Source organism: bacterium (genome assembly GCA_021372615.1).
GTDB lineage: Bacteria > Armatimonadota > Zipacnadia > Zipacnadales > UBA11051 > JAJFUB01.
Genome location: JAJFUB010000168.1, coordinates 1 through 21,903, shown reverse-complemented (window position 1 = coordinate 21,903; position 21,903 = coordinate 1). Strand labels below are relative to the sequence as shown.

Here is a 21,903-nt window from a genome sequence, read left to right as displayed (position 1 = left end):
TTTCGCAGCGGCCGTGGCGAATCCCTGCCCCATTCACCCGAGGAGACTGCCCATGCTGCCCCGCGAGCGCGTCCAGGCCGCCTTCGACCACCAGCCGTCTGACAAGGTGCCCATCTACCAGGCCGGGTTCTCGTCGTGGGCCGGCTCGATTGTGCTCGGCCGCGAGGCCTACGTCGGCGGCGGCATCCAGCAATACCGAGAGGCTCGGGCGTTGTGGGAAGGGCCTGACGCCCATGCGGAATACATCGAGCGCAGCCGCCAGGACGCTTTCGACATCGCCGATGTCCTCGACCTGGACCTGATCCGCCCCTCGTACTGGCGCATGAACGAGAAGCCAACAAAGCGGCTGGATGAGCACACGTTCTTCTACGGCGATGAGAACGGCACGTGGCGGGTGATGCGGTTCAACCCGCAGACCGAGCTGTACCAGGTCGCGGCCCGGTCGCCGCGGCCCGAACTGACCATGGACGACCTGGAGCGCAGCGTCGCCGGGGACCCGCCCTCGGCCGACGCCTACAAGCCCACGCCGGCCAGTTGGCCTGACCTGACCGCCGCCGTCGAGCGCTTCCCGAACCGCGCCATCCCCGGCTTCGGCACCGGCCTGTGTATCCCGCGCGAGACGATCTGGCTGGAAGCCTGCGTGCTGCGGCCCGATTTGGTCGGCAAGTACCTGGACCGTCAGTTGGCCCATGTTCCCGGCAACGTCGCGGTGATGAAGGAGATCGGGCTGAAGTACCTGTGCGGCGGGGGGGACTTCGCGGGGCCGCTGGGGCCCTTGTATTCGCCGCGGGTCTTCCACGACCTGATGGCCCCGCGCCTCAAGCGCATTACCGAGATCTGCCACGAGCACGGGTGCTACCACGGCTTCGCCAGCGATGGGAACCTGTGGCCGGTGGCGGAGGACCTGTTCGGGTACGCCGAGGTGGACTTCTTCTATGAGCTGGACCGCCGGGCCGGGATGGACCTGGCGCGGCTACGCCAGACCTTCCCGCACCTGACGCTCTGGGGCGGCATCAACTCACAGACGCTGCACCAGGGGACCGTAGAGGACGTGCGGGTGGAGACGCTCACGGCGCTGGAGGCGGCGCAGGAGCACACCAGCATGGTCATCGGCTGCAGCAACCAGATTGTGGCCGGGACGCCGCCGGAGAACATCGAGGCCATGCTGGAGACAATGCGCGAGCACCGGTGAGCGTCCGCAGGGGGTCTCCCACGACAGAAGGAACAGTAGGGCAGGCGGGGTCGCCTGCCCTACTGACTTGACCGGTCCGCTTCAGATCGCGTCGCTACCTGGCGCCTGCGTCCTGCAGCTTCAGGATCGCGTTGGCGACGATCCAGCGGTACACATCCACCTCACGTGGCTCCCACAGGTCGTCGTACTTGTACTTGGGTTGCACCCGCAGCGCCGTCCAGACGTACTCCAGGTCCCTCTGCGCTTGCTCCGCCGCGCGTCCCGCACGGCCGCCCTGCTTCCGCGCCGCCTCGATCTTCTGCTTGAGCGTGTAGACGTAGCGGTAGTCGTCGTAGCCCTCGCGGTACGCCTCCCACATCGCCACCGGGATGGGGCGGCCGTTGTCCTCGGTGCGGTTGAAGAAGTCGCTGGAGGTGCCGTCGAGGTAGTTCCACGGGTTGCCGTTGTCTGACCGATAGATCCACGGGATGAGCGTCGTAAAGCCCGAGCGCCAGAAGCCGAAGCCGTACGTGACGCGCGCGCCGTTGACGGTCGTGTGGTCGTTCTCCCCGTTCACATGGTTGGGGTAGCACCAGTAGTCCACCTTGCGGGCAGCCTCGTCGGCGATAATGTCGGCCCGGCCAGGCAGGAAGGGCTGGGTGCACCACACGTCAATGTAGGGCTTCAGCGGCGCGAAGCCCTCGTTGGTGGGGTCGGCCGTCACGTACGTCTTCACCCCGGCGGCGCGCACAGCCTTGAGCGTCTCGATCATGAAGGCGATCGCAGCCGGGCTGGTGCCGGGCTCATCAATGGGGTAGTACAGGAACTCCGGCCAGCCGCGCTTGACCCGCTCGGCCTCGATCGCCTGGCACATCCGCGTCAGCTCCTGGCCGTACTCCGGCGGCGGGGCCTTGGCCTGGGCGATGTGTGAGCCGAGGTCCTGGTTGGTGTACTTGCGGTACACGCCGCCGGCATTGACACCGACCACCAGCGGGAACTTGAACCCGTACCTGCGCCAGCGGTCCACCTTCATCTGCATCAGGTCGCCGTTGATCTCGAACTTGCCGTCCTTCTCGGGCGCCACCCACATCGAGGTGGTGACATTGCGTGTGCCGTGGGCCACCAGGTCCTGCATCTCCCACTCGGACTTGCGCAGGTAGAAGGCCCTCGAGACCTCATCGGTCGCGCGGCTCCAGTCATCCAGCGGGTCGCGGTAGTAGATGCCGTAGATCTTGGAGGGGTCCTCCTGCAGCTTGATCGGCAGGACGCGCACGGCGAGGGAGGCCTTGTGCGGCGCGGCGCCGGTCGGGGTGACGGTCACCACGCCCTTGTAGACACCGGGCTTCGCGGTAGCAGGCACGTGGAGCGTGAGCCAGAAGCGGGCGTTCTCGCGGGCGACCAGCGGCTCGGCCGGGTTGTACGGCATGAGCGCATCGGGCACCCAGCGGTACTGGTAGAGCACGGTGTAGTTGGGGCGGGCCCGGAGGTACCGGGCGCGGCGGATCTCGACGCTCGCGGCCGGGATGGGCGCGCCCGTCGCCGGTCGGAGGTCGGAGACTTCGACCTTCGCCCCGGCGAAGTCCTTGAGCGGGTAGACGCTGAGGGTCACCGGCTCGTACTCGCCGGGCGTGGCGAACATCCGGAGCGCCGGGTTGAGTTGTTGGGCGACGGGGACCGTGTTCGGGTACACGACCTCCGCCCAGTGCCGAGCATGCACCACATAGCCGCGCTTGCGGTCGGCCTCGGAGAAGGCCGGGAGGGGGCTGTTGTCCACCACGCGCGGGTCGAGCTTCCACCTGGCGAACTCGGCCGGCGGCATGTTGTCCACGACCTCGCGCTCCGGCCGGATGAGCTGCTCGCGCACCTGTGCCGCGTCGGCGTCCTGCCACAGCACGATGCCGGCGACGATCCAGCGGTTGCGGGGCGTGAGCTTCACATGTGCCTCGCCGCCCGCGGCGTCCACCTTGACGAACACATCGCGGTACTGGTAGCTGTTCTCGAACAGGACCGGCACGGTGGTGTCGCCGGAGGTGACGTCGAAGTCGAAGACCTGCGCGCGGTAGGAGCTGCTGGTGCCGCAGAAGACCCAGGCGTGGTAGACGCCCGGCTCGACCTTGGCGACGAACTCGGCGGGCGCGTCTGACGTGATCTGGTCCTGCGACAGCGGCGTGGTCCACACCGGCGGCGGCTGCTTGCCGCGGTAGGTCTCGACGAACTCCGTGTAGGCCTTGTCACGGGCCTCGAGCTTCCCGGCCTGGGCCCAGCCGGCGGGAGCACCGGGGAACTTGGCGGCCGGGGTGACAGCCGTGAAGTCCGTCTGGACGGCAGACTTGTCGCTGCCGAAGTCAAAGCGATAGACGGCCGCCTGGGCGGCGGAGAGAGCGGCTACGAGCAGAACGACGACGACAAGGCTGCGGGTCTGGAGACCCGCGCTCCGGGGACGGTTCATCTCGATACCTCCTGCCATGCACTGCCAACGACTTTGAGGGGGAAGGCCAGCGTCTCGCTGCCCGTCTTGAGGGCCAGCTCGTAGCCCCCGGGTGTCAGACCCGCCGGGGGGAGCGACAGGTACACGCGGCTGAGGCCGCGGCCCGCGGCCAGCTTGCCGGTGGCGGCGCTGGCCCGGCCCGCTCGGAGCTGCCAGACCACGTCCACCTTCTGATCCGGCGCCACGCCCATGAGGTTGAGGTTCAGCGGCAGGTAGCCGGCATCGGCGGCGATGACCTGCTCGGGCAGGACCGTTCCGGCGGCCGTGGGCTCGACGATGCGCACCAGGGAGATGTTGTCAATCCAGAAGTCCAGCACGTCGCCATGCTTGTAGTTGGACTCGGAGATGTAGAAGCCCGCGCCCGTCATCGTCGGCAGATCCGGGACACCAACCAGCGGCACCCGGAAGTCCGTCCACTCGCCCGGGCGCAGCTCGGACAGCTCACGGGTGAGCACACTGCGGCCCTTCTCGCCCTTGAGGATCAGGCCCAGCGGGTTGAAAGGGAGCTTGGGCCGCGAGGCCTCCGTGAAGATCGAGAACTCCAGGTAGTCGTAGCGGGTCCAGTCCTGGGCTGCCTGCGGCCAGTTGCGGTACATGCGCGGCCAGCCGATGGGGTAGTTCTTCTCCCCGGTCTCCCAGTTCACGTCAATGTGCAGACGCAGCGCCGTGTCGCCGTGCTTGGCGTGCTTCTTGTCCACCGTCAGCACGGCTTCGGCCGGGGCCCAGGTGGCGGCATCGGTGTCCAGGCCGTCGTCGAGCATCAGCCGCTCCACGGGACCTTCGCGCACCGGCTCGCGCGGCGGCGCCTGGGCGAGCGCCACTGTCAGCGCCACGCACGGCGCCATCAACAGTACAAGCAAACGCATCACAGACCTCCAGCAGCAGATTGCGGGTGGGCACAGTTCGTCGCCGGGACGGTGCGGGCCTTCCCGGGATCATCACCGTTCCCCTTCACTAGTTCGGCAGGGGCTTGAAGTTGGGACTGACCTCGTTCTTCACCGGCCAACTGGCCCGCAGCGGGTGCCGATACAGACCGATCTCTTCCACGGGTATCCGTCGGAAGGTGCTGCCGGCGAACACCGCCGACGTGGGCTGGAGGCCGAAGTTGAGGCCGTCCGGCTTGACGAACCCGGGGTCCTGGGCCAGCACGAGGTTGTCCATGGTCAGTTCGCGGCCCCCGTCGCGCGTCATGAACGAGCCGCAGTTGACCGCCACATTGCGCCAGACCATGTTGATGTCGGCGTGCTCGCGGATGCGCAGGAGCTGCGGGTAGCGCTCGCTGTACGGCGGCTGGAAGGCATTCACCTCGTCCAGCTTCTGCTTGCCCCACGTGTCGAGGGTCTTCTCCCACCGCTCCTGGCCCCACGCCGAGAAGCTGAGGCCGTACTTGCAGTCCACGAACACGTTGTTGTCCACGATGTTGTCCTTGCCGCCGTGGATCTGGATGCCCCCGAAGTTGCTCTCCGAGCACTTGTAGAAGATGTTGCCGTACATGAGCACGCCGCTGATGGCGTCATCGAGGCGAATGCCGCCCTGGCCACAGGCCACGCCGCTGCCGATGTGGTGCCAGAAGTTGTACCGGAACACATTCCCCCAGTAGCCGGGGTTGCCGTAGATGTCCAGGCCCGACTGGTCGTCGCCCTCGGTGACGACGCTGTGGATCTCGTTGAACTCGATCACATGGTCATTGCCCTCGATGCGCATGGCGTGGTGGGGTGACTCGTGCATCAGGTTGTGCGCGATGCGGTTGCCGACGCCGTTGAGCAACACCGCCGGCGTGTACGAGCGCTCAATGCGGGAGAAGTCGTGGAGATCACAGTTCTCCACGAAGTGTCGCCCCGGCTCCAGCGTCTTGCGGTCCCCGCCGGTGACGACTGTGCAGCCTCGGCCGGTCCAGCCGATGTCGCAGCCGAAGATGCCGCAGTCGTGGCCGCCATCCACAATGACGCCCGTCTGTCCGGGGCGCGTGATCGTGCAGCCGGCGATCAGGTTGTGTTCGCCGTTCTTCATGGCGACGGCATTCCCGCGGCAGATGTCGAAGGTCAGGCCCTGCAGGACCGTCCACGAGCAGTCGGTCATCTCGACGAAGGGTTGCTCGAGCAGGGAGAACTCGACGACGGGTTCGGTAGCGCGGTCAGCCCCGCCACCAGTAGCGCGGGCGGCCTCGCCCGCGCGGGCAGGCGAGGCCGCCTGCCCTACTGGCGAGGAGGGGGGATAGACGTACAGCAGGCCCGTGGCGCGGTCCAGGTACATCTCGCCGGGCTGGTCTATCTCCTCCAGCAGGTTGAGCACGAAGTAGCGCTGGCCGGCGCGGAGGCCGTAGCCGCCGGGGCTGTCAATGGTGAACTGCCTGTTCGCATCATCTATCTTGTTGATGGCCAGGCTGCCCTCGGCCCAGTCGAAGCGCCAGAAGCCCTCGGCGTAGGGATCGGGGGCGCTCAGCCAGCGGTTGGCGCGGTCATAGTCGTAGCCGAAGGTGGTGGGCTTGCCGCCCTCGCCGCCCGAGGCGATGGGGCCGACCCGCACATAGCCCTCATTGGGCCAGCGCCCCAGCCGCAGCGGCTCCCCGTTCCAGAAGACCTCGGTGTAGGGCGCCGTGCCGGCGTCCATGCCGCGCTTGCTCATCTTGCCCAGGTCGGCGATCCCCTGGGCCCGCAGGTCGGCCTGGACGACCTTCCCGCGCGCTTCCTCGGGCAGTCTCGCGAGCACGGTCGGGTCCGTCACGGGCACAAGGCCCTTGACGGCGACGCCGCCGGTGAAGCGCGGCTTTTCGTCCCGGTAGTTCCGGTAGACGATGGGGGCCTGTGGCGTGCCGGTGTCCTCGGCGGTCAGCACCAGGGCAGCGGCGCACGGGTACGTGCCGCCATGGACATAGACGACGGCGCCACCCGCCGGAAGAGACGGCGGGGTTCCACCATTCTGGTTCAGTGCCGGCGTCCCGCCGGCCCCCGGCGCCGTCCCCGCCGCCTGCGGCGGCACCCCGCCCTGGTTCGGAGCCGCCGTCCCCGCCCCCGGCGCCGTCCCACCCCCTCGGTTCAGTGCCGGCGTCCCGCCGGCCCCGGCCGTCCGTGCCTTGCGCAGGGCCGCCTGTGCCCCTTGCAGCGTCGCCAGGGGCTGCCGCAGCGTCCCCGGGTTGGCATCGCTTCCATTGGGCGCCACGTGCAGCTCCACCGCGGGCCTCGGCAGCGTCGGCAGCTTCACATGGTCGGCACGCGAGGGCAGGGGCTTGTTGGCCTTGCGGCAGGCGATCTCGGCCTGTCGCTCGCGGGCCTCGGCGCGCAGGTGCGCCGGGGCGTCCGTCAGGGCCGCGGCCCTCTCCAGCGCCGCCGCCGCCTGGTCCCACTTCTTCTGGGTCGCGTGGCACTCGGCGATTCCAAACAGCGCCGCCACGCGGAACTCCGACGTCGCGTCGGGGGCGGAGAGAACCTGCAGGTACTGACTGCGCGCCAGGTCGGTGTCGCCGTCGGCGCGGCAGGCATGGGCCAGACCCAGCCGGGCGTTCAGCTTCGTGCGTGGAGCCACCTGAAGCGCAAAGGCGCTGGCGTACTCCGCTGCGGCCTCCTTCGCCTGGCCCTGGCGCCGGAGGGCGTGGCCAAGCTGCAGGTGCACGGTGAACTGGTCTCCCGGTGTGATCCCCGGCATGTTGAGCAGGGCTGCGTACAGCTTCGGTGGCAGCTGCATGGGCACACCCTCCCGGCTCAGCTTCAGCAGCGACGTCAGGGCCGTCGTCATGACGGTCTCGGGCATGTTGGCGGCCGTGGCGATCCGGGCGAACTCGCGCGCCGCGGCCGCGGGTTGGCGGCCCTGCTGGTACAGCAGGCCCAGCCGCAGCGCCACGAAGGGCTGCCAGGAGGCGGGGAGGGTCTTGTCACTGCCCAGGGCGCGGTAGCCGGCCAGCGCGGTGGCGTAGTCACCGGCGGCGACGGCCTCCTCGGCCGCCGACAGGGCGGCCTGCGCCGTCTGGGGTAGTGCGTCGGCGAAGTAGACCTCCTGCAGCACCTCCACGGGGCTGAGCGCGCGGCTGCGGATGGTGACCTCATCCACGTCCAGGATAGCCGAGCCGATGCCCGAGTCGGCGAAACCGATGCGGAAGACCTTCTGCCCCGGCGGGGGCGTGTAGGCCCCCGCATAGTCGCCGCGGGCGATGAGCAGGCCATTGAGGTAGAGCCGCGTCTGCTTGCCGTCCCAGGTGGCGGCGACATGGTTCCAGACGTGGTCCATGAAGGGGACGCCGTTGATGCCGAACGAGGACCCGGGTTGCGGACGGCCCACCTCGAAGCCCACGCGCATGTCCGGGTACCACAGCGTCACTCGCCAGCCGTCCCAGTAGCCGATCCCGACCGAGAGGATCGTGCCGTTGTTGCTGTTGCTGTTGCCCTTGTGGACGCCGGGCCCGGACGACCGGAACCAGCACGAGGCGGTGAAGCAGCGGTCCTGGACCGGGATCTCCGCCCCCTCCAGGCGGCCCATGTCCAGCCGCACGGCCTTCTTCTCCGGCCAGCGGCCCGGCACGAACTCCAGCTTCTGAGCCGGATCGTTGCCGTGGGGGACGAGGTTGAAGGCGAGCGGGTAGCTTGCGCCGCGCTCATTGGGGATGGTCTTGGCGTCGGCGGCGAGGTCCTCGAAGGTGTAGTAGGCCTGGACCGACGGGTCCGGCCGCACCTGGTCGCGGTGCTTGAGCCAGGCCTCATAGGAGGCCTGCGCGTGGCAGAGCGTGGGACAGAGGCACAGCAGGGAGAGCACGAAAATGGGGGTACGCATGGCAAGCCTCCACGGTTGGCGGGCTTCGTCGCGGCGAGTCACTTGGCTTCGCTATAGACCTCGAATTCCACCACGTGTACGTAGCTGTTCTTGGCATTGTGCAGGCCGTTGAAGCGCACGTATCGCGCCTGCCGGGGCGGAAAGGTGTCCACCTGCCACCCGACGACGTCGCCTTCGCTCTGGTCTACCGCCGGGTACCAGCGCTGGCCGTCCACGGACGTCTCGACCGTGTATTGGTACCGATAGGAGTGGCTCGGGTGGTCGAAGAACATGACCTGGGTCCGAGATATGATAGAAACGGCGGGCAGCTCGATCACGAAGCTGGCGGGCCAGGTGAGGGCAGCGTAGCCGTTGTGGGCGTCATAGAACTCGTAGTTGCCATCTATCACCATCTCCGGCTGCAGGCCCTCTTCGATGGCGGTCAAACCGTGGACCTTCGCGCCCCTGGAGGCCAGCGCCAGATCCGCCGTGTTGTCGTGGTGTAGGATAGGCAGCGCAGAGAAGTCGTACTTGCCGGAGGGACTGTAGTTGCCCTTGACGAAGGCGTAGAGGTTGTCGTAGACCTCGCGTCCCGGCCCGCTATCGGCGGCCAGCTTCAGGAGCGCGCCCCCGCCCTCGTAGTACGACATCAGCGCCCCATTCATCCAACCGTAGTGCACCGCCGAGTCCATCACCGCCGTGAGGCGTTCCCGGTGCTTCTCCTCCAGCACTCGCATGTCGAGCTCGAGCTCGAATCCGGTCCGGTTCAGGCCGTTGAGCTTGGCGGCCAGGCGCAGATTGTCCAGCGGCGGATCGTCCTTGCAGGTGTAGAAGATGGGATGACGCATGACTGCATCGAAGCCGGCCTCAGGCCAGGGGAGAGAGCGCTGACCATCGATGTAGGGGATCTGGTAGTACTTCATGCCCAGGCCGTGGAGGTACTGTGAGACCTGTCGGCACAGAGGCCAGTCTCCGGAGGACCTGCGCTCGTCGGTCCAGTAGAACCCCAGCAAGTCGAGGTGGCGGTACTGGTGCTCGCGCCACTGCTGCATCACGCGCTGCACGTACCAGCGCACCGCCTGCAGGCGGTCCGCGTCATTGGTCATGTCCAGGACCTGTTGGCCGGGCGGCAGGGGGCCGAACGTGCCCAACTCCCTGAAGGGGATGGGCATGCCGATGATGACTTTGCCCTTCCTGTCGGGCGGCCCCAGCTTCCCGGCGACCTCGGCCACGGCCTGGTCCAGACCAACGAGGCCAGCGGCAGGGCGGAACCACGCGTCCGCCAACCAGACCCAGTCCTGCGGGGTCGGCAGCTGGCCCTTGGGCGGTGGACAGTGCAGCCAGGCGCCGGTATCGCTGGCGAACTCGATGAAGAGGAAGGCGTCGAAGAACCAGTCACGGGGTTTGCCCTGCCGCTCCACGTAAGCCACATAGGGCAGGAAGGCTTCCCGCGTCCAGGCGGGGCGGCTCTTCAGCCCATGGTAGATCAACACGATGTCATTGACACCACCCACCTCCGGCGTCCCCGGCGGCAGGTACGTCAGCTCCTCTTGGCCCCCGGCCACACCACTGACGAGAAGCAGAGCAACTAGCGCCGACCCGAGCACCGTCTTGCGCATTGGCCTCACTCCCCTCAAAGCAGAACAGCCGTGGCATCGTTGCCACGGCTGTCGCATTTCGCCGGGAGATCAGTGGGGTCCTTGTCGGCTAGTTCGTGCGCAGGGCTGTCGCGTCACCGATGATCTTCTGCGCCGGCAGCCACTTGGCGTGGCCGTCCACGAAGCCCACGTTGGAGCCGCCGTTGTGGCGGGAACTGCGCTCGTTCCAGTGAGCCTGCGCATTCGCGCCACAGTTGGGGGCGACCCACTCGCTGGAGTTGTAGGTCGGATAGGCCGCGTTGCCCGGCCAGCACGATGCGAGTCCCCAGTGGCGCGCGTCGGAGACGAGGATGCGGGCAGCCGGCGTCGAGAGCGACCCCAGGCTTACCCCGCCCAGGCCCCCGCTTGTGGCGCTGTCGTAGCCATAGCTGCCTTGCCCCTGGGTGTTGACGGAGCTGGACCAGTCGCGGTTGGTCTCGCCGGAGGGGCAGGCGAAGACCTGCCAGTTCTTGATGTAGGGCTGGATCTTGAAGCGCCACCAGCACACATTGACGCCCTGGCTGCCCTGGGGCATGCCGGGGATGAAGCTGTCGTCGGGGAACCTCTCGTCGTAGTCCTGAACGTACTGGAGAAAGCCCAGAGTGAGCTGCTTGATGTTGTTCAGACAGCTTGTCTGCCGAGCCTTCTCGCGGGCCTTGGCGAACACGGGAAACAGGATCGCCGCCAGGATGGCGATGATCGCGATGACAACCAACAGCTCAATCAGCGTAAAGCCTCGTCTCACAGCAACACCTCCTTCAGAGCTCACGTCCCTACTTTCCTTCGATGTTTGTGCCGGATCTCCTGCATTCCTCCCTGGCTCACGGGCACGACGCCGCCAGCGGAGCCGGCGGCGTCGGCGCTATAGGGGCCACTCGGCACGACCGGCCGTCAGTCGCGCTCGTAGCGGAAGTCGGTCGTATCCCGCGCCAGCACACGACCGGAGTCACTGAGCAGCTCCGCCACGATGCGGTAGCTGCCCTCGCGGTCCAGAGTGGGACGCACGTCCCACTCCCCGTTGCGCTGCGCCCGGGTTCTCTCATCATGGATGCGTCGGCTGCGGCTGTCGAGGACCTGCACGCGGACATCGGCCCCTGGTGTGGCCACGCCCTTGATCGTGGGCGTGGAGCTGTGAATGGTAGCGTCCTCTTCGGGGCGGGTGATGCGGATGGATGCTTCCTCCGGCCCGCCCTCGCCGGGTGTGTAGTAGACCGTGATGAACGTGTGGGCGACGACCTTGTCCTCATGCCCTAGCACTTCGGCCTGGATCAGGTACGAGCCGGGGGCCGGGAAGCGCAGCGTGACGTTCCAGCGGCTATCGCTGTCGGCGCGCGTGGTCTCGGTGTCGGCCTCCCTGTTCCCGGAGGCGGTGAGGCGCACCCGCACGCGCTGACGGGCCTCGGCCCGTCCCCGGACTGTGAGGCGGGATGAGCCCAGCCGCGCGCCATTGTCGGGCTCATCTATCCGCAGCGCCCTGTTATCCCCATCCTCATGCTCGCGTTCGTGTTCGTCGCGCTCTACTCGGAAGGGCTGGGTCGCGTCGGGGACGTGCTTGTCGCGGCTGTCGAGGCGGCGGACGGTCGCGCGGTAGTCACCGTCTTCGGTGACCCTGACAATGACCTTCCACTTGCCCGAATCGCCGGCCTGGATCCTCTCGTCAAAGACCGTGTGCCAACTGGTGAAGAACAGGGTGTGTGCCTTGCGCTCCACGATCACGCGCAGGACTGCGTGGGAGGCGGCCGTCCCCTCCACATTCACCCGGCTGCTGTGGATTGTCTCGTTCCGACGGGGCTTCTTGATCGTGATGGCGTGCGCCGGGGCCGCGGCCTGCAGCAGGCCCACGCCCACCAGCGCCACCGCCATGAGTCGGAGCGCCCAACGGTCTGCGGTTCTCATCGGTCTTCCTCCTGACACACTGCCCGCGCGGCCGGTGCGGCGTCAGGGAGCGGACGCGCCCGGGGCAAGCTCTTCGTGTTCGCTGCTGATGGCGCAGTTGCGCTCATCGTACAGATTCAGGTAGTACACCGTCGTGCCTTCGGGTAAGGTGGCGGTGGCCCGGCCCTCGGCGTACTGGGCTGGCAGGACCTCCCACTTGCGGTCCGGCCACTTGCCGAGGTCTTTCGTGTACAGCAACTCGGCCTTCGCGATGGGCACCGGGCAGGTATAGGTTACCCAGACATTCCTGCCGTCACGCCCCTGACCCGTTATCTTCCCGTAGGGTTGGCCGCCCTTGAGGAGGCTGTCGGCAAAGACGCGGATCTCTTCGGGGCCCTCGCCGGCGGCGCCGTGGCCGTGCGGCATCCGCAGCCGGATCGCCAGCGTACGCGGTGTCTGGGGCAGCCGGTATGACTTCTGCAGGGCATTGAACGTGTAGGCGAAGTCGTTGGTGCCCGTGACCCAGAGCATCGGCATCTTCACATTGGGCAGGTAGGCCGAGGGGTCCCACCAGCGCATCCAGCGGGCGGCGCGCTCGGGCCCCAGGTTGTTGACGTTGTCCGCGAAGCTGTGCTCGTTGGTGAAGCCGCAGCCGTAGACGGGCACCGCGAGCTTGTAGCGCGGGTCTGCACCGGCGATGATACAGGTCAGGTAGCCGCCCCAGGAGATGCCCGTCAGGCCAATGCGGTCGGGGTCTACCTGCGGCTGGGCGCGCAGGAGCGAGTGGGCCAGCAGGGCGCCGGCGACGGCGTGGAAGGTCCACTGGTCCTCGCGCGGCTCGTCAATCTGCCCGTAGCCACCCCAGCCGGGCGGCCCGCCCAAGTCATGCCGCTCCCACTTGCCGTACGTGCCGCGCGGCACGCAGCCGCAGGTGTCCATGGCGATGGCGGCATAGCCCCGGCTGGTCCACAGCTTCACCCAACTGGCGAAGGCCGTGCCCCCGCCGCCGTGCACCAGCACCATGCCCGGGACCTTCTCGCCCGGCTTCATGCCGGGGGGGAAGCCCAGCCAGGCGAAGACGCGGGTGGGCTGGCCCTCATACGGCGGCCCCTCGAAGAAGAGCGCCTGGACGCCCTCTCCGGCGAAGCCCTCGGCTGGGTAGGTCTTCGGGGCCTGTCCGAAGCGCTGCAGGTCCCACATGGGGCCGACCGGATCGGTCGGGGGCGCGACGACGCGCGCGGCGGTCTCCGTGGCTTGCTGCTGCTCGGCGTCGCTGGCCATGCCGGTCTCCATCGTGATCGTCATCTTGCCCTGTGGCGGGCAGTCGTAGGTCGTCACCTGGTTCCTGTCGCCGCCCCAGGGCCCCCACTGGTGCCCCGCGCCGACGCAGCGCAGCTTGGCCGGGCCCAGGAACCACGTGCAGTCGCCCCAGAACGCGTTGGCCGGGACCTTGCGGAACTTGCCCTTCGGGTCGGTTACGGCCTGGAGGCCCGGGTTGAACACGACCACGAAGGTCAGCACCTTGGGGGACTTGTTCGTGACCTCGAGGACGACGCGGGCTTCCTCAAAGGTGTAGCGCCAGTGGCCGAGGTCGGTGTCAGCCTCGCAGCCGTTCTGCCCTACCGCCGTGACCGCCTGCGCCTGGTGCATCTTGCCCTGGTACATGTAGCCGCCACGGGGGAAGCCGCCCTTGCAGACCAGAAACTCCTGGTCGCCGACCTTCAAGCTGGTCAGCGAGCCGTCGGGCCCCACCGCTGCGGTGTAGCCCGTGGCCTGGACGGCGAAGCCCCCCTCCGCGGGAGTGACCGTCAGGGCCAGGCAGGCCGAGGAGGCAGCGCACAGGCACAGCACGACCAGCAGGTGTCGCATGGGGACCTCTTGTGGGGTGGCGAAGCGACAGCACCCTCGAGGGGTCTGTCCCCGCAGGGGCTGACCCCCGTCTGCATTCCCCCCGGTGGCTCCCCGGGGGGCACGCGCGGCTCTACCAGTCCAGGATGTTGCGGAACGCGCTGGCGGTGAACAGCGCATCGCGGAGCCGCGTCCACAGGCTGGGCTTCGCCGGGGCCTTGCCCTCGATGAAGATGACGTCACCCGGTTGGATCTTGATAGGCTCAGGAATCGTGCCCTTGAGAATCCTCGAGAGGTCGAACTCCATCGTCTCGTAGGTGTTGTCCGGGCGCGTGCGGATGACAAAGCCCTTGTCCAGCTTGGCCGTGCCCGGCGGCGGCAGGCCCGCGAGGGTCAGGTACTGCAAGAACGTCAGCTTCGGGTCATAGTCAATCAGGCCGGGCCGGCCGAAGGCGCCCAGAAACGCCACCTTGCCCGCCTCAGGCACGTAGACCACGTCCCCGGGCAGCAGGACCGGGTTGCCGCGCATGTCGCCCTGCTCCATGGCCGCCCGGGCATTGGCGACGACATGCTCGCCATCGCGGTAGATGCTGACCCGCGAGTAGTCCCCGGCCGGCGTCCTGCCGGCGTTGGTCAGCAGCTCGAGCAGCCTGGGGTTCTCCTTGTTGCGGATGTCCACGGTCCCGGCCTTCAGCACCGCCCCGGTGATCAACACCTCTTCATCGGGGGCCTTCGGCACGATGAGGACATCGCCCGGCTGCAGCAGGACGTTGTCGGTGAGGTTGCCCCGGCGCCAGGCATCCTCGAGGTTGAGGACCGAGACCTGGTCTCCCCGGCGCAGTTGGGCGGAGCGCAGGCCAGCGTTGGGGGTGAAGCCCCCGGCGCGGACGATGGCCTCCAGGACCGTCATGCCGTTGGCCGGATAGAGCGTAGTCGGCTGGCCGACCTCACCGGCGATGGTGATGCGCCCGGACTCGGGGATGACGACTGTGTCGCCCGCGTACAGGTCGCGGTTCTGGGTCATGTCGCCTTGTTCCAGCAGGCGGACCAGGTCAATCTGCTCAGACTTCTCGGACCCCTCGCGGATGAGTGTGGCGGACTTGGCAGCCTGGGAAGTCAGGCCGCCGGCAATCTGCGTCAGCAGCTCCACCAGCGTCAGTCGCCGCCCCAGCGGGGTCGTGTACGAACCGGGCTTGGCCACTTGACCCACGATGGTCAGCCGTGAACCGCGCTCGGGGACGTACACGCGGTCATCCCAGCGCAGCACTATGTTGGTCTCCAGGGGCAAGGTAGTGCGCAGTCCGGACAGGTCCACCGTGCTGACGGCGCCGTCCGCGTGCCGCAGCGTCACGCGGGCGAGATCGGACTCATCGTCGAACCCGGCGCCCACGACCGCATCGGGCAGCGTGGCTCCCAGGGGCAGCATCTGGCTGCCAGGCTTCTCCACCCGTCCGCTCACATACACCCGCCGCTTGGAGCTTGGCTCATCGAGCGCTACGGTCACGTAGGGGCGCTTGAGGACATCCTTGTAGTACTTGGTGATGAGATCGTTGACCTCGCGGAGGCTCTTGCCGACCACGGGGACGCTGCCCACGAGCGGCACCATGATGGAGCCGCCGGGGCCCACCGAACGCTGGCCGCTGAGGCCCTCTTCGCCCAGCACATTGACGATGATGACATCGCCGGCCTGGAGGCGGTAGTGCTCGTCCACGACCAGCGGCTCGGCGGCCGTGGAGAGCGCGGGGAGCAGGCATAGCGCCGCGAGTGTTGATAGCAGGAGCGAGTGGGGCACAAGGGCGGATCGGTTGGTCATGGGCAGCATCTTCCGCCAGGCATATTGGGGGCTAGCATCACCCGCTCCACGTCTGATCGAGTGGCGCGGGGGTCAGCGGCATTGTATGTAGTGCTTCGTCCCGATGTCAAGAAGCGCCCCTCGCCTCGGGGACCGCAATCCTGTATAATCCACCCTCGGTGTCCGGATCATGGGCAGTACGAACACAACCACGCGTCTACACAGGTTCTTCCGTTACCTCAACGCCACGCTGTTCGTTGGCGCCGTCACCGCTCTGGGGGTCATGGGCGGCACGTACGTCGAGGTGCGTAAGGACCTGCCCGACCCCGAGAACATCGAGGCCTACCGCCCGGGCCTGACCACCCAGATCTTCTCGACTGAACGCCAGCCTGACGGGACCGAGGGGCACACCCTCCTGGCCCGCGTCTTCCGCGAGGATCGGGAGCCGGAGGACCTGCGCAACATCCCCAAGGCCCTCCTGGACGCCACCATCGCCATCGAGGACCGGCCCTTCCGCCGCCACCGGGGCATTGACCCCAAGGGCATCATGCGCGCGGCGGTCGTGAACTTGCGCCGACACAGCATGGCCCAGGGCGGCAGCACCATCACCCAGCAGCTCGCCCGCAACATGTGGCTGACGCAGGAAAAGACCGTCCCGCGCAAGCTGAAGGAGATGCTGCTGGCCGCGGAGCTGGAGCGCCGCTTCTCCAAGGATGAGATCCTGGAGATGTACCTCAACGAGGTCTACTACGGCCACGGCGCCTGGGGGATCAAGCGCGCCGCCGGGCTCCTCTTCAACAAGGAGCCCAAGGACCTGACCCTCGCCCAGTGCGCCCTGCTGGCCGGCCTGCCCCGCTCGCCGATCTACTACTCGCCCTATGACTACCCCGAACGGGCCCACGGGCGGCGCACCCAGGTGCTCCTGGCGATGCTGCAGCAGGGCTACATAGACCGCAAGCAGTACAAGGAAGCCGACGCCGAGCAGATCCGCTCCGTACTGGTGCCGCTGCGCAAGCAGGGGGAGACGGTGCTGCGCGCCCCGTGGTTCACACACATGGTCATCCGCCACCTGTGCAACCAGTACGGCGAGGAGGCGGTCTACGCAGGCGGGCTGCAGGTCTACACGACGCTGGACTACCGTTTGCAGAAGATCGCTGAGAAGGAACTGACCCGGGGCATCACCTCGCTGCGCTCCGACGGGGCGATCCGGGGCGGGCTGGTGGGTCAGGGCGCCCTGGCCAGTGTCGAAGTGAAGACCGGGAACGTCGTGGCCCTGGTGGGTGGGGTCGGGCCCTTTGAGAAGCTGTGGTACAACCGCGCTCATCCCGGGCCGCCGTCCTACGGGCGTCAGCCGGGCTCCTCGATGAAGCCCTACATCTGGGCGACCGCCCTCGAGTACGGCTATGGGCCTGACTCGGTGTTCAGCGCCGACCCGATCAGCATCCCGCTGGGGAACGGGAAGTACTACTCCCCCAAGAACTACTCGCCACGGCAGGGCGGGTCGTACACACTGCGCCGCGCCTTGGCCGAGTCGGTCAACCTGGTCTCGGTGCGGGTCGTCCGCAAGCTGGGCGTGGAGACGGTGCAGAAGAAGGCCAGCGAGATCCTGAACATCCCCCAGGAGCGGCTGCGGCCCTACTACTCGCTGGCGTTGGGTGCGTCGGAGTTGTCGCCGCTGGAGCAAGCGACCGGCTACGCCACCTTCGCCAACGGGGGCCTGCGCCCGACCCGCAACTTCATCCGGCGGATCACGACCTGGAATGGCGAACTGATTCTCGAGGCCCAGCCGCAGCTCACGCGCGTAGTGCGCGCCGACACCGCCGTCAGCATGATCTCCATGCTGCGCGGCGTCGTGACCTCCGGCACGGGCACTCGCGCCAACCTCTCCGGCTATGCCGCGTGCGGCAAGACAGGCACCACCAACAGCGGCCGTGACGTCTGGTGGGTTGGCTTCACCCCGGACCTGTCCACCGCGGTGTGGGTGGGCAATGATGACAACGCGCCGATGCCGCGCGGCACCGGCGGCGGGTTCTGCGCGCCGATCTGGTCGCGCTTCATGAAGCAGTCGCTCGACCTGCTCGACGCCCGCGGCGAGTACCCGCAGGGCAGTGGCGTCCGCGCCACCAAGTCCGGCGAGGGGGCCGAGAAGAAGGATGAAAACACCACCCGCCATGTGACCGTGTGTGCCGCAAGCGGCGGGTTGGCCACGCCCTACTGCCCGGCCACGGTGGAGAAGACGCTGGAACCGGGCACACCCACGCCTGGTCGCTGTAAGGCGCATGGCCCGCACGGCGGTGAGGACGGCGAGGGCGGAGAGAGGCCGGGCACGCCGGCGGCCGGACCGGCCGGGGGCGGCGGCAAGACCTACACCATCTGCGTTCACAGCGGCCTGCGCGCCGGGCCCAACTGCGCCCAGACGACCGAGAGCACCCGCGACCCCGGCGGTGCATGTCATTCCTGCGGCGGGGGCGGCGCGCGGCCGGAGCCTCCGGAGCCCAAACCTGAACCCAAGCCGGAGCCGAAGCCGCCGGCCGCCAAACCCGATGAAGGATAGCTGAGACCCCTTGCCCGGCACTTCCCAGCTTCGTCTGCGTGTGTTGGCGGCGGTCTGTCTGGCCGTCCTGCTGGTGCTGGCAGGGCGGCTGTGGATGCTGCAGCTCACCCAGTGGGGCAGCTTCGTACGGCAGGCTGCCGGTAACCGCACCAGCATCACGTACGCGCCGGCGCCGCGCGGACTCATCCTCGATCGCAAGGGCAAAGTGCTGGCCGCGAACCGGCCGGTCTGGAATGTCAGCATTGTTCCCGCCCGCTTCCCCACCCGTGAGGACGAGGCCGAGAAGGTCATCGTGCGCCTGGCCGGCATCCTGCAGGTGCCGACGCCGCAGTTGCGCCCCAAGATGGACGCGGCCCGCAAGCAACTCGGGCGCGAGTCGGTGCTCCTGGATGACGAGCTGGGGGCGGACGTGGACTTCAGGCAGGTGGCGCAGATCGAGGAACAGGCGCTCCCGGGCGTCATCATCACCGAGTCTGCGGTCCGCACCTACCCGCACGGCGAGTTGGCGGCCCATGTCCTGGGCTATGCCCGGTCCATCACCGAGACCCAACTGAACGACGCCAAGGGCCTCGAGTACCCCGACTTCCAGGCCGAGGACGCTGCGCCGTCCGTGCTGGCGCTGCCGCGTGACCCGCTCTACGGTCCGGATGCCATCTATGGCCAGACGGGGCTGGAGAGCGAGTACGAGCTGAACCACAACACGGCCCCGGCTATGCCCATCCTTAGCGGGCGGCGCGGTCGCATCGTCTATGAGGTGGACGCGGCGCTCAAGCCCGTGCGGCTGATCGAGTACCGACTGCCCGCCGTCGGGGCCACGGTGCGCCTGAGCCTGGACTATGTGGCGCAGAAGGCGGCCGAGGAGGCCCTGCGTGAGAAGCTGCGGGGACACCCCAACCGCACCGGCGCCGCCGTGGCGATGGATGTGGAGGATGGCAGCATCGTCGTCATGGCCAGCGAGCCGGCGTTTGACCCCAACGACTTCGTGGGGCGGATGTCGCCTGAACTCTGGCGGCGGCTCAACGACGACCCGCGCAAGCCACTGCTCAACAAGGCGACCCAGGGGCGCTACGCGCCGGCCTCCACCTTCAAGCTGGTGAGCATGTCCGCCGCGCTGGACCTGGGCCGGGCGACCCCCAGTACCCGCTACTACTGCGGCGGCAATATCACCGAGGGGCCGCGTCGGTTCAAGTGCTGGAAGCCCCGGGGGCATGGCACTCTCGACTTCCGCCAGGCGCTGGCCAACTCGTGCGACGTGTACTTCTACGAGTTAGTGCGCAAGTCCAGCCTCACGGGGACGGATCTGTACCAGTACGCCACGATGTTCGGCTTGGGCGAGAAGACCCGTCTGGACCTCCCTGAGGAGGTATCCGGGCAGGTGCCCAACGAGCAGTGGAAACAGCAGATGTACCACGAGCAGTGGTGGACGGGCGACAGCCTCAACATGGTCATCGGCCAGGGCTGGACCGAGGTGACGCCCCTGCAGATGGCTCGCGTCTGCGCGGCGGTGGCCAACGGCGGCTCCTTGCTGCGTCCACACGTGGTTAGTCGCATTGACTGGCCCGAGCACTTCGGCTTCTCGGGCCCCACGGTCCTGACTCGCATCGTGGACCGGACGGTGAGCGTGAAGCCCGAGACGCTGCAGATGGTCCGCGAGGGCATGAGACTGGCCGTCCTGCACGGCACGGCCGGGGCCCTGCGCGACCTGCCCATCAGCGTGGCCGGGAAGACGGGGTCGGCCGAGCACCTGAGCAATCGCCCGCCCCACGCCTGGTTTGTCTGCTTTGCGCCGTATGGGAAGCCCAAGTATGCCATCGCCGTCTTCGTGGCCGAGGGCGGGCACGGCAGTGCCACCGCTGCGCCGGTGGCGCGCCGGATCCTTGCCGCCCTCTACGGCCTGAAGGGCACCGGCGGCGGTGCGGTCGTGACCGCGGACTGAGAATCATGCTGCTGACACCTGATCGCCAGTCGGACTGGAACGCCTTCGTCGCCGGCTGCCGTGCCGGCGATTTCATGCAGGCCTGGGAATGGGGAGACCTCAAGGCCCGGACCGGGTGGACGCCCCTGCGCCTGGCCGTCGAGCGGGACGGCCGCCTTGTCGCCGGCATGCAGGTGCTGCAGCGCAACGCCCCGGGCGGGCGCTGCCTGTTCTATGCCCCGCGGGGGCCGCTTGTGCCGTCGGGAGAGCCCGAGGTGCTGGAGACGCTGCTGTCCGAGGCGCGGGAACTGGCCCGCGGCCGCCGGGCGCTGGCGCTGAAGGTGGACCCGGCGCTGCCCGAGCCGGACGAGGCCTTTGTCGGCAGCCTGCGCCGCCTGGGCTTCCGTCCGGCCCCGGATACGACCCACTTCGGCGGCGTGCAGCCCCGCTACGTGATGAAGGTCAACATCGCCCCCGGCCCCGACGAGCTACTGGCTTCCTTCCACCCCAAGTGGCGCTACAACATCCGGCTGGCCCAGAAGAAGGGTGTGACAATCCGCCAGGGCACCCGCGACGATCTGCCGGCGTTCTACGAGGTGCTGCAGGAGACGTGCCGCCGTGATGGCTTCGCGGTGCGGGCGCTGAGCTACTATGAGGACCTCTGGGACCTGCTGATCGCGCCGGGGCTGGGCGGGCTGTTCCTGGGCTCGGTCGGCGACGAGCTGATCTGCGGGGCCATCACGCTGGCCCTGGGGCCGCAGGCGTGGTATGTCTACGGCGCCTCCAGCAACCGCTTGCGCAACACCATGCCCAACCATCTGCTGCAATGGGAGATGATGCAGTGGGCCCAGGCGCGGGGCTGCACGGTGTATGACATGCGCGGCGTGGCCCGCGAGACGGGCGCGGAGGACGACGAGGGCGGGCTGCACGGCCTGAACCGCTTCAAGAGAGGGTTCGGCGCGCAGTATCTGGAATACGTGGGCGAGTTCGACCTGGTCTACTCGCCCCTGTGGTACGTGGCCTACAACCAGGCGCTGCGGCTGCGGCGGGTGTTGCGCCGCTCGCCCCGGAGCGCCGAGACATCCGAGTGAGGAGTGTTGCCCATGGCGGAGGACAAGTCCATCTCGGAGTTGATGAAGGAGTTTGTCGAGCAGTTGATGCTCTACCTGCGGCAGCGCGGGCGCGAGACCGTGGGCTACGTGCTGGTGCAGCCGCTGCAGAAGGCGGGCCTGAAGGTGGCCCTGCTGCTGACCGCGACCGCCCTGATGATCCTGGGGGCTGTCTTCCTGGGCATCTTCGCGGTCATCGGCTTCGCTTATCTGTTCGGCGGCAGCTATGAATTTGGCTACCTGTGCGCCGGGTTGCTGGTGATGGTTGTGGCGGTGGTGCTGGTGATGGTCGCACTCCGGGTGGGGAAGGAGGAGCGTCGGGATGACAGCACCAGCGGACGGACCGGAGAAGCAGATCACGGTTCGGGATCTACAGACTAGCTGGGACGGAATCAAGCGCGCGGCCCGGCAGGAGACCGAGCGCCGGGTGCTGGGCATGACGGCGCTGACCGTCGGGGGGATCGCGCTCGGGGTCGGCGTCCTGGGGCTGGCGTTCTGGCTGGGGCGCCGCAGCGCCGCTGCGCCGGCTGTCCCGACCGAGGCGGCTCCCGCCGCCCCGCCGCAGCGGCTGGTGGCCGCACCCCGGCGCCTCGATACGCCCCTGGACACCGCGGTCAACGCCCTGGTCAACGCCGCGGTGAAGTCGGCCGTGATGGCGCTGACGAAGCGGTTGCAGAGGTAGGGGCAGGTCGCGGTCGGTGACCGCTCCCACAGACGTTGGTGGGAGCCCGGGTCGCGGTCGGTGACCGCTCGTACATTCGCATTTGCACAGAT

Annotated in this window: 14 protein-coding genes; 6 read left to right on the top strand and 8 right to left on the bottom strand. The window is 68.1% G+C overall.

From position 1 onward, the window contains the following. Positions 1-52: 52 nt before the first annotated feature. Positions 53-1,192: a uroporphyrinogen decarboxylase family protein gene (locus LLH23_23435; GenBank protein ID MCE5241429.1), complete on the top strand. Its 1,140-nt coding sequence runs from the start codon at positions 53-55 to the stop codon at positions 1,190-1,192. A 94-nt stretch (positions 1,193-1,286) separates the two neighbouring features. Here the strand turns inward: LLH23_23435 and LLH23_23430 are convergent, their stop codons facing one another. The 8 genes from LLH23_23430 to LLH23_23395 all read right to left on the bottom strand — a co-directional run bounded on the left by LLH23_23430 (position 1,287) and on the right by LLH23_23395 (position 15,572). After that, positions 1,287-3,620 (bottom strand): hypothetical protein, encoded by a 2,334-nt coding sequence (locus LLH23_23430; protein ID MCE5241428.1) that lies wholly within the window; start codon positions 3,618-3,620, stop codon positions 1,287-1,289. After that, the gene (locus tag LLH23_23425) at positions 3,617-4,525 is read right to left on the bottom strand and encodes a hypothetical protein (protein MCE5241427.1); all 909 of its coding nucleotides are present in this window, start codon (positions 4,523-4,525) and stop codon (positions 3,617-3,619) included. Before LLH23_23425 ends, LLH23_23430 begins: the two co-directional genes overlap by 4 nt. 88 nt (positions 4,526-4,613) lie before the next feature. Then, positions 4,614-8,420, bottom strand: a complete 3,807-nt coding sequence (locus LLH23_23420) for a right-handed parallel beta-helix repeat-containing protein (GenBank protein ID MCE5241426.1) — start codon at positions 8,418-8,420, stop codon at positions 4,614-4,616. A gap of 38 nt (positions 8,421-8,458) precedes the next feature. Then, positions 8,459-10,018, bottom strand: coding sequence for a DUF4855 domain-containing protein (locus LLH23_23415; protein ID MCE5241425.1), 1,560 nt, complete (start codon positions 10,016-10,018; stop codon positions 8,459-8,461). Between the two features lie 88 nt (positions 10,019-10,106). Then, entirely contained in the window at positions 10,107-10,781 is a 675-nt protein-coding gene (locus LLH23_23410) for a DUF1559 domain-containing protein (GenBank protein MCE5241424.1), read from the bottom strand. A 146-nt stretch (positions 10,782-10,927) separates the two neighbouring features. Beyond that, a complete protein-coding gene (locus LLH23_23405; GenBank protein MCE5241423.1) occupies positions 10,928-11,932 on the bottom strand; it encodes a hypothetical protein in 1,005 nt (334 codons plus the stop codon). A gap of 42 nt (positions 11,933-11,974) precedes the next feature. Then, positions 11,975-13,780 carry a prolyl oligopeptidase family serine peptidase gene (locus LLH23_23400; GenBank protein MCE5241422.1) on the bottom strand — a complete coding sequence of 602 codons (1,806 nt, stop codon included), beginning with the start codon at positions 13,778-13,780 and terminating at the stop codon, positions 11,975-11,977. A 112-nt stretch (positions 13,781-13,892) separates the two neighbouring features. Further along, positions 13,893-15,572 carry an SLBB domain-containing protein gene (locus LLH23_23395; GenBank protein ID MCE5241421.1) on the bottom strand — a complete coding sequence of 560 codons (1,680 nt, stop codon included), beginning with the start codon at positions 15,570-15,572 and terminating at the stop codon, positions 13,893-13,895. Positions 15,573-15,741: 169 nt separating this feature from the next. Here LLH23_23395 and LLH23_23390 point away from each other — a divergent pair, with 169 nt between their 5' ends. From LLH23_23390 to LLH23_23370, 5 genes are read left to right on the top strand one after another with little or no spacing between them, the layout of a single operon-like run. Continuing rightward, positions 15,742-18,105, top strand: a complete 2,364-nt coding sequence (locus LLH23_23390) for a PBP1A family penicillin-binding protein (GenBank protein ID MCE5241420.1) — start codon at positions 15,742-15,744, stop codon at positions 18,103-18,105. 10 nt (positions 18,106-18,115) lie between these two features. After that, positions 18,116-20,041 (top strand): penicillin-binding protein 2, encoded by a 1,926-nt coding sequence (gene mrdA / locus LLH23_23385; GenBank protein ID MCE5241419.1) that lies wholly within the window; start codon positions 18,116-18,118, stop codon positions 20,039-20,041. 5 nt (positions 20,042-20,046) lie between these two features. After that, positions 20,047-21,111 (top strand): peptidoglycan bridge formation glycyltransferase FemA/FemB family protein, encoded by a 1,065-nt coding sequence (locus LLH23_23380; protein MCE5241418.1) that lies wholly within the window; start codon positions 20,047-20,049, stop codon positions 21,109-21,111. A 12-nt stretch (positions 21,112-21,123) separates the two neighbouring features. Continuing rightward, complete coding sequence (locus LLH23_23375; protein MCE5241417.1) at positions 21,124-21,510, top strand: hypothetical protein; 387 nt, start codon at positions 21,124-21,126, stop codon at positions 21,508-21,510. Then, positions 21,452-21,811 carry a hypothetical protein gene (locus LLH23_23370; GenBank protein MCE5241416.1) on the top strand — a complete coding sequence of 120 codons (360 nt, stop codon included), beginning with the start codon at positions 21,452-21,454 and terminating at the stop codon, positions 21,809-21,811. Before LLH23_23375 ends, LLH23_23370 begins: the two co-directional genes overlap by 59 nt. Positions 21,812-21,903: the final 92 nt, after the last annotated feature.

Coding starts and splice junctions, on each gene's coding strand:
- LLH23_23390 (MCE5241420.1), top strand. CDS start 15,742: ATGGGCAGTACGAACACAACCACGCGTCTACACAGGTTCTTCCGTTAC.
- LLH23_23375 (MCE5241417.1), top strand. CDS start 21,124: ATGGCGGAGGACAAGTCCATCTCGGAGTTGATGAAGGAGTTTGTCGAG.
- LLH23_23380 (MCE5241418.1), top strand. CDS start 20,047: ATGCTGCTGACACCTGATCGCCAGTCGGACTGGAACGCCTTCGTCGCC.
- LLH23_23400 (MCE5241422.1), bottom strand. CDS start 13,780: ATGCGACACCTGCTGGTCGTGCTGTGCCTGTGCGCTGCCTCCTCGGCC.
- LLH23_23405 (MCE5241423.1), bottom strand. CDS start 11,932: ATGAGAACCGCAGACCGTTGGGCGCTCCGACTCATGGCGGTGGCGCTG.
- LLH23_23430 (MCE5241428.1), bottom strand. CDS start 3,620: ATGAACCGTCCCCGGAGCGCGGGTCTCCAGACCCGCAGCCTTGTCGTC.
- LLH23_23420 (MCE5241426.1), bottom strand. CDS start 8,420: ATGCGTACCCCCATTTTCGTGCTCTCCCTGCTGTGCCTCTGTCCCACG.
- LLH23_23435 (MCE5241429.1), top strand. CDS start 53: ATGCTGCCCCGCGAGCGCGTCCAGGCCGCCTTCGACCACCAGCCGTCT.
- LLH23_23415 (MCE5241425.1), bottom strand. CDS start 10,018: ATGCGCAAGACGGTGCTCGGGTCGGCGCTAGTTGCTCTGCTTCTCGTC.
- LLH23_23395 (MCE5241421.1), bottom strand. CDS start 15,572: ATGACCAACCGATCCGCCCTTGTGCCCCACTCGCTCCTGCTATCAACA.
- LLH23_23425 (MCE5241427.1), bottom strand. CDS start 4,525: ATGCGTTTGCTTGTACTGTTGATGGCGCCGTGCGTGGCGCTGACAGTG.
- LLH23_23370 (MCE5241416.1), top strand. CDS start 21,452: ATGACAGCACCAGCGGACGGACCGGAGAAGCAGATCACGGTTCGGGAT.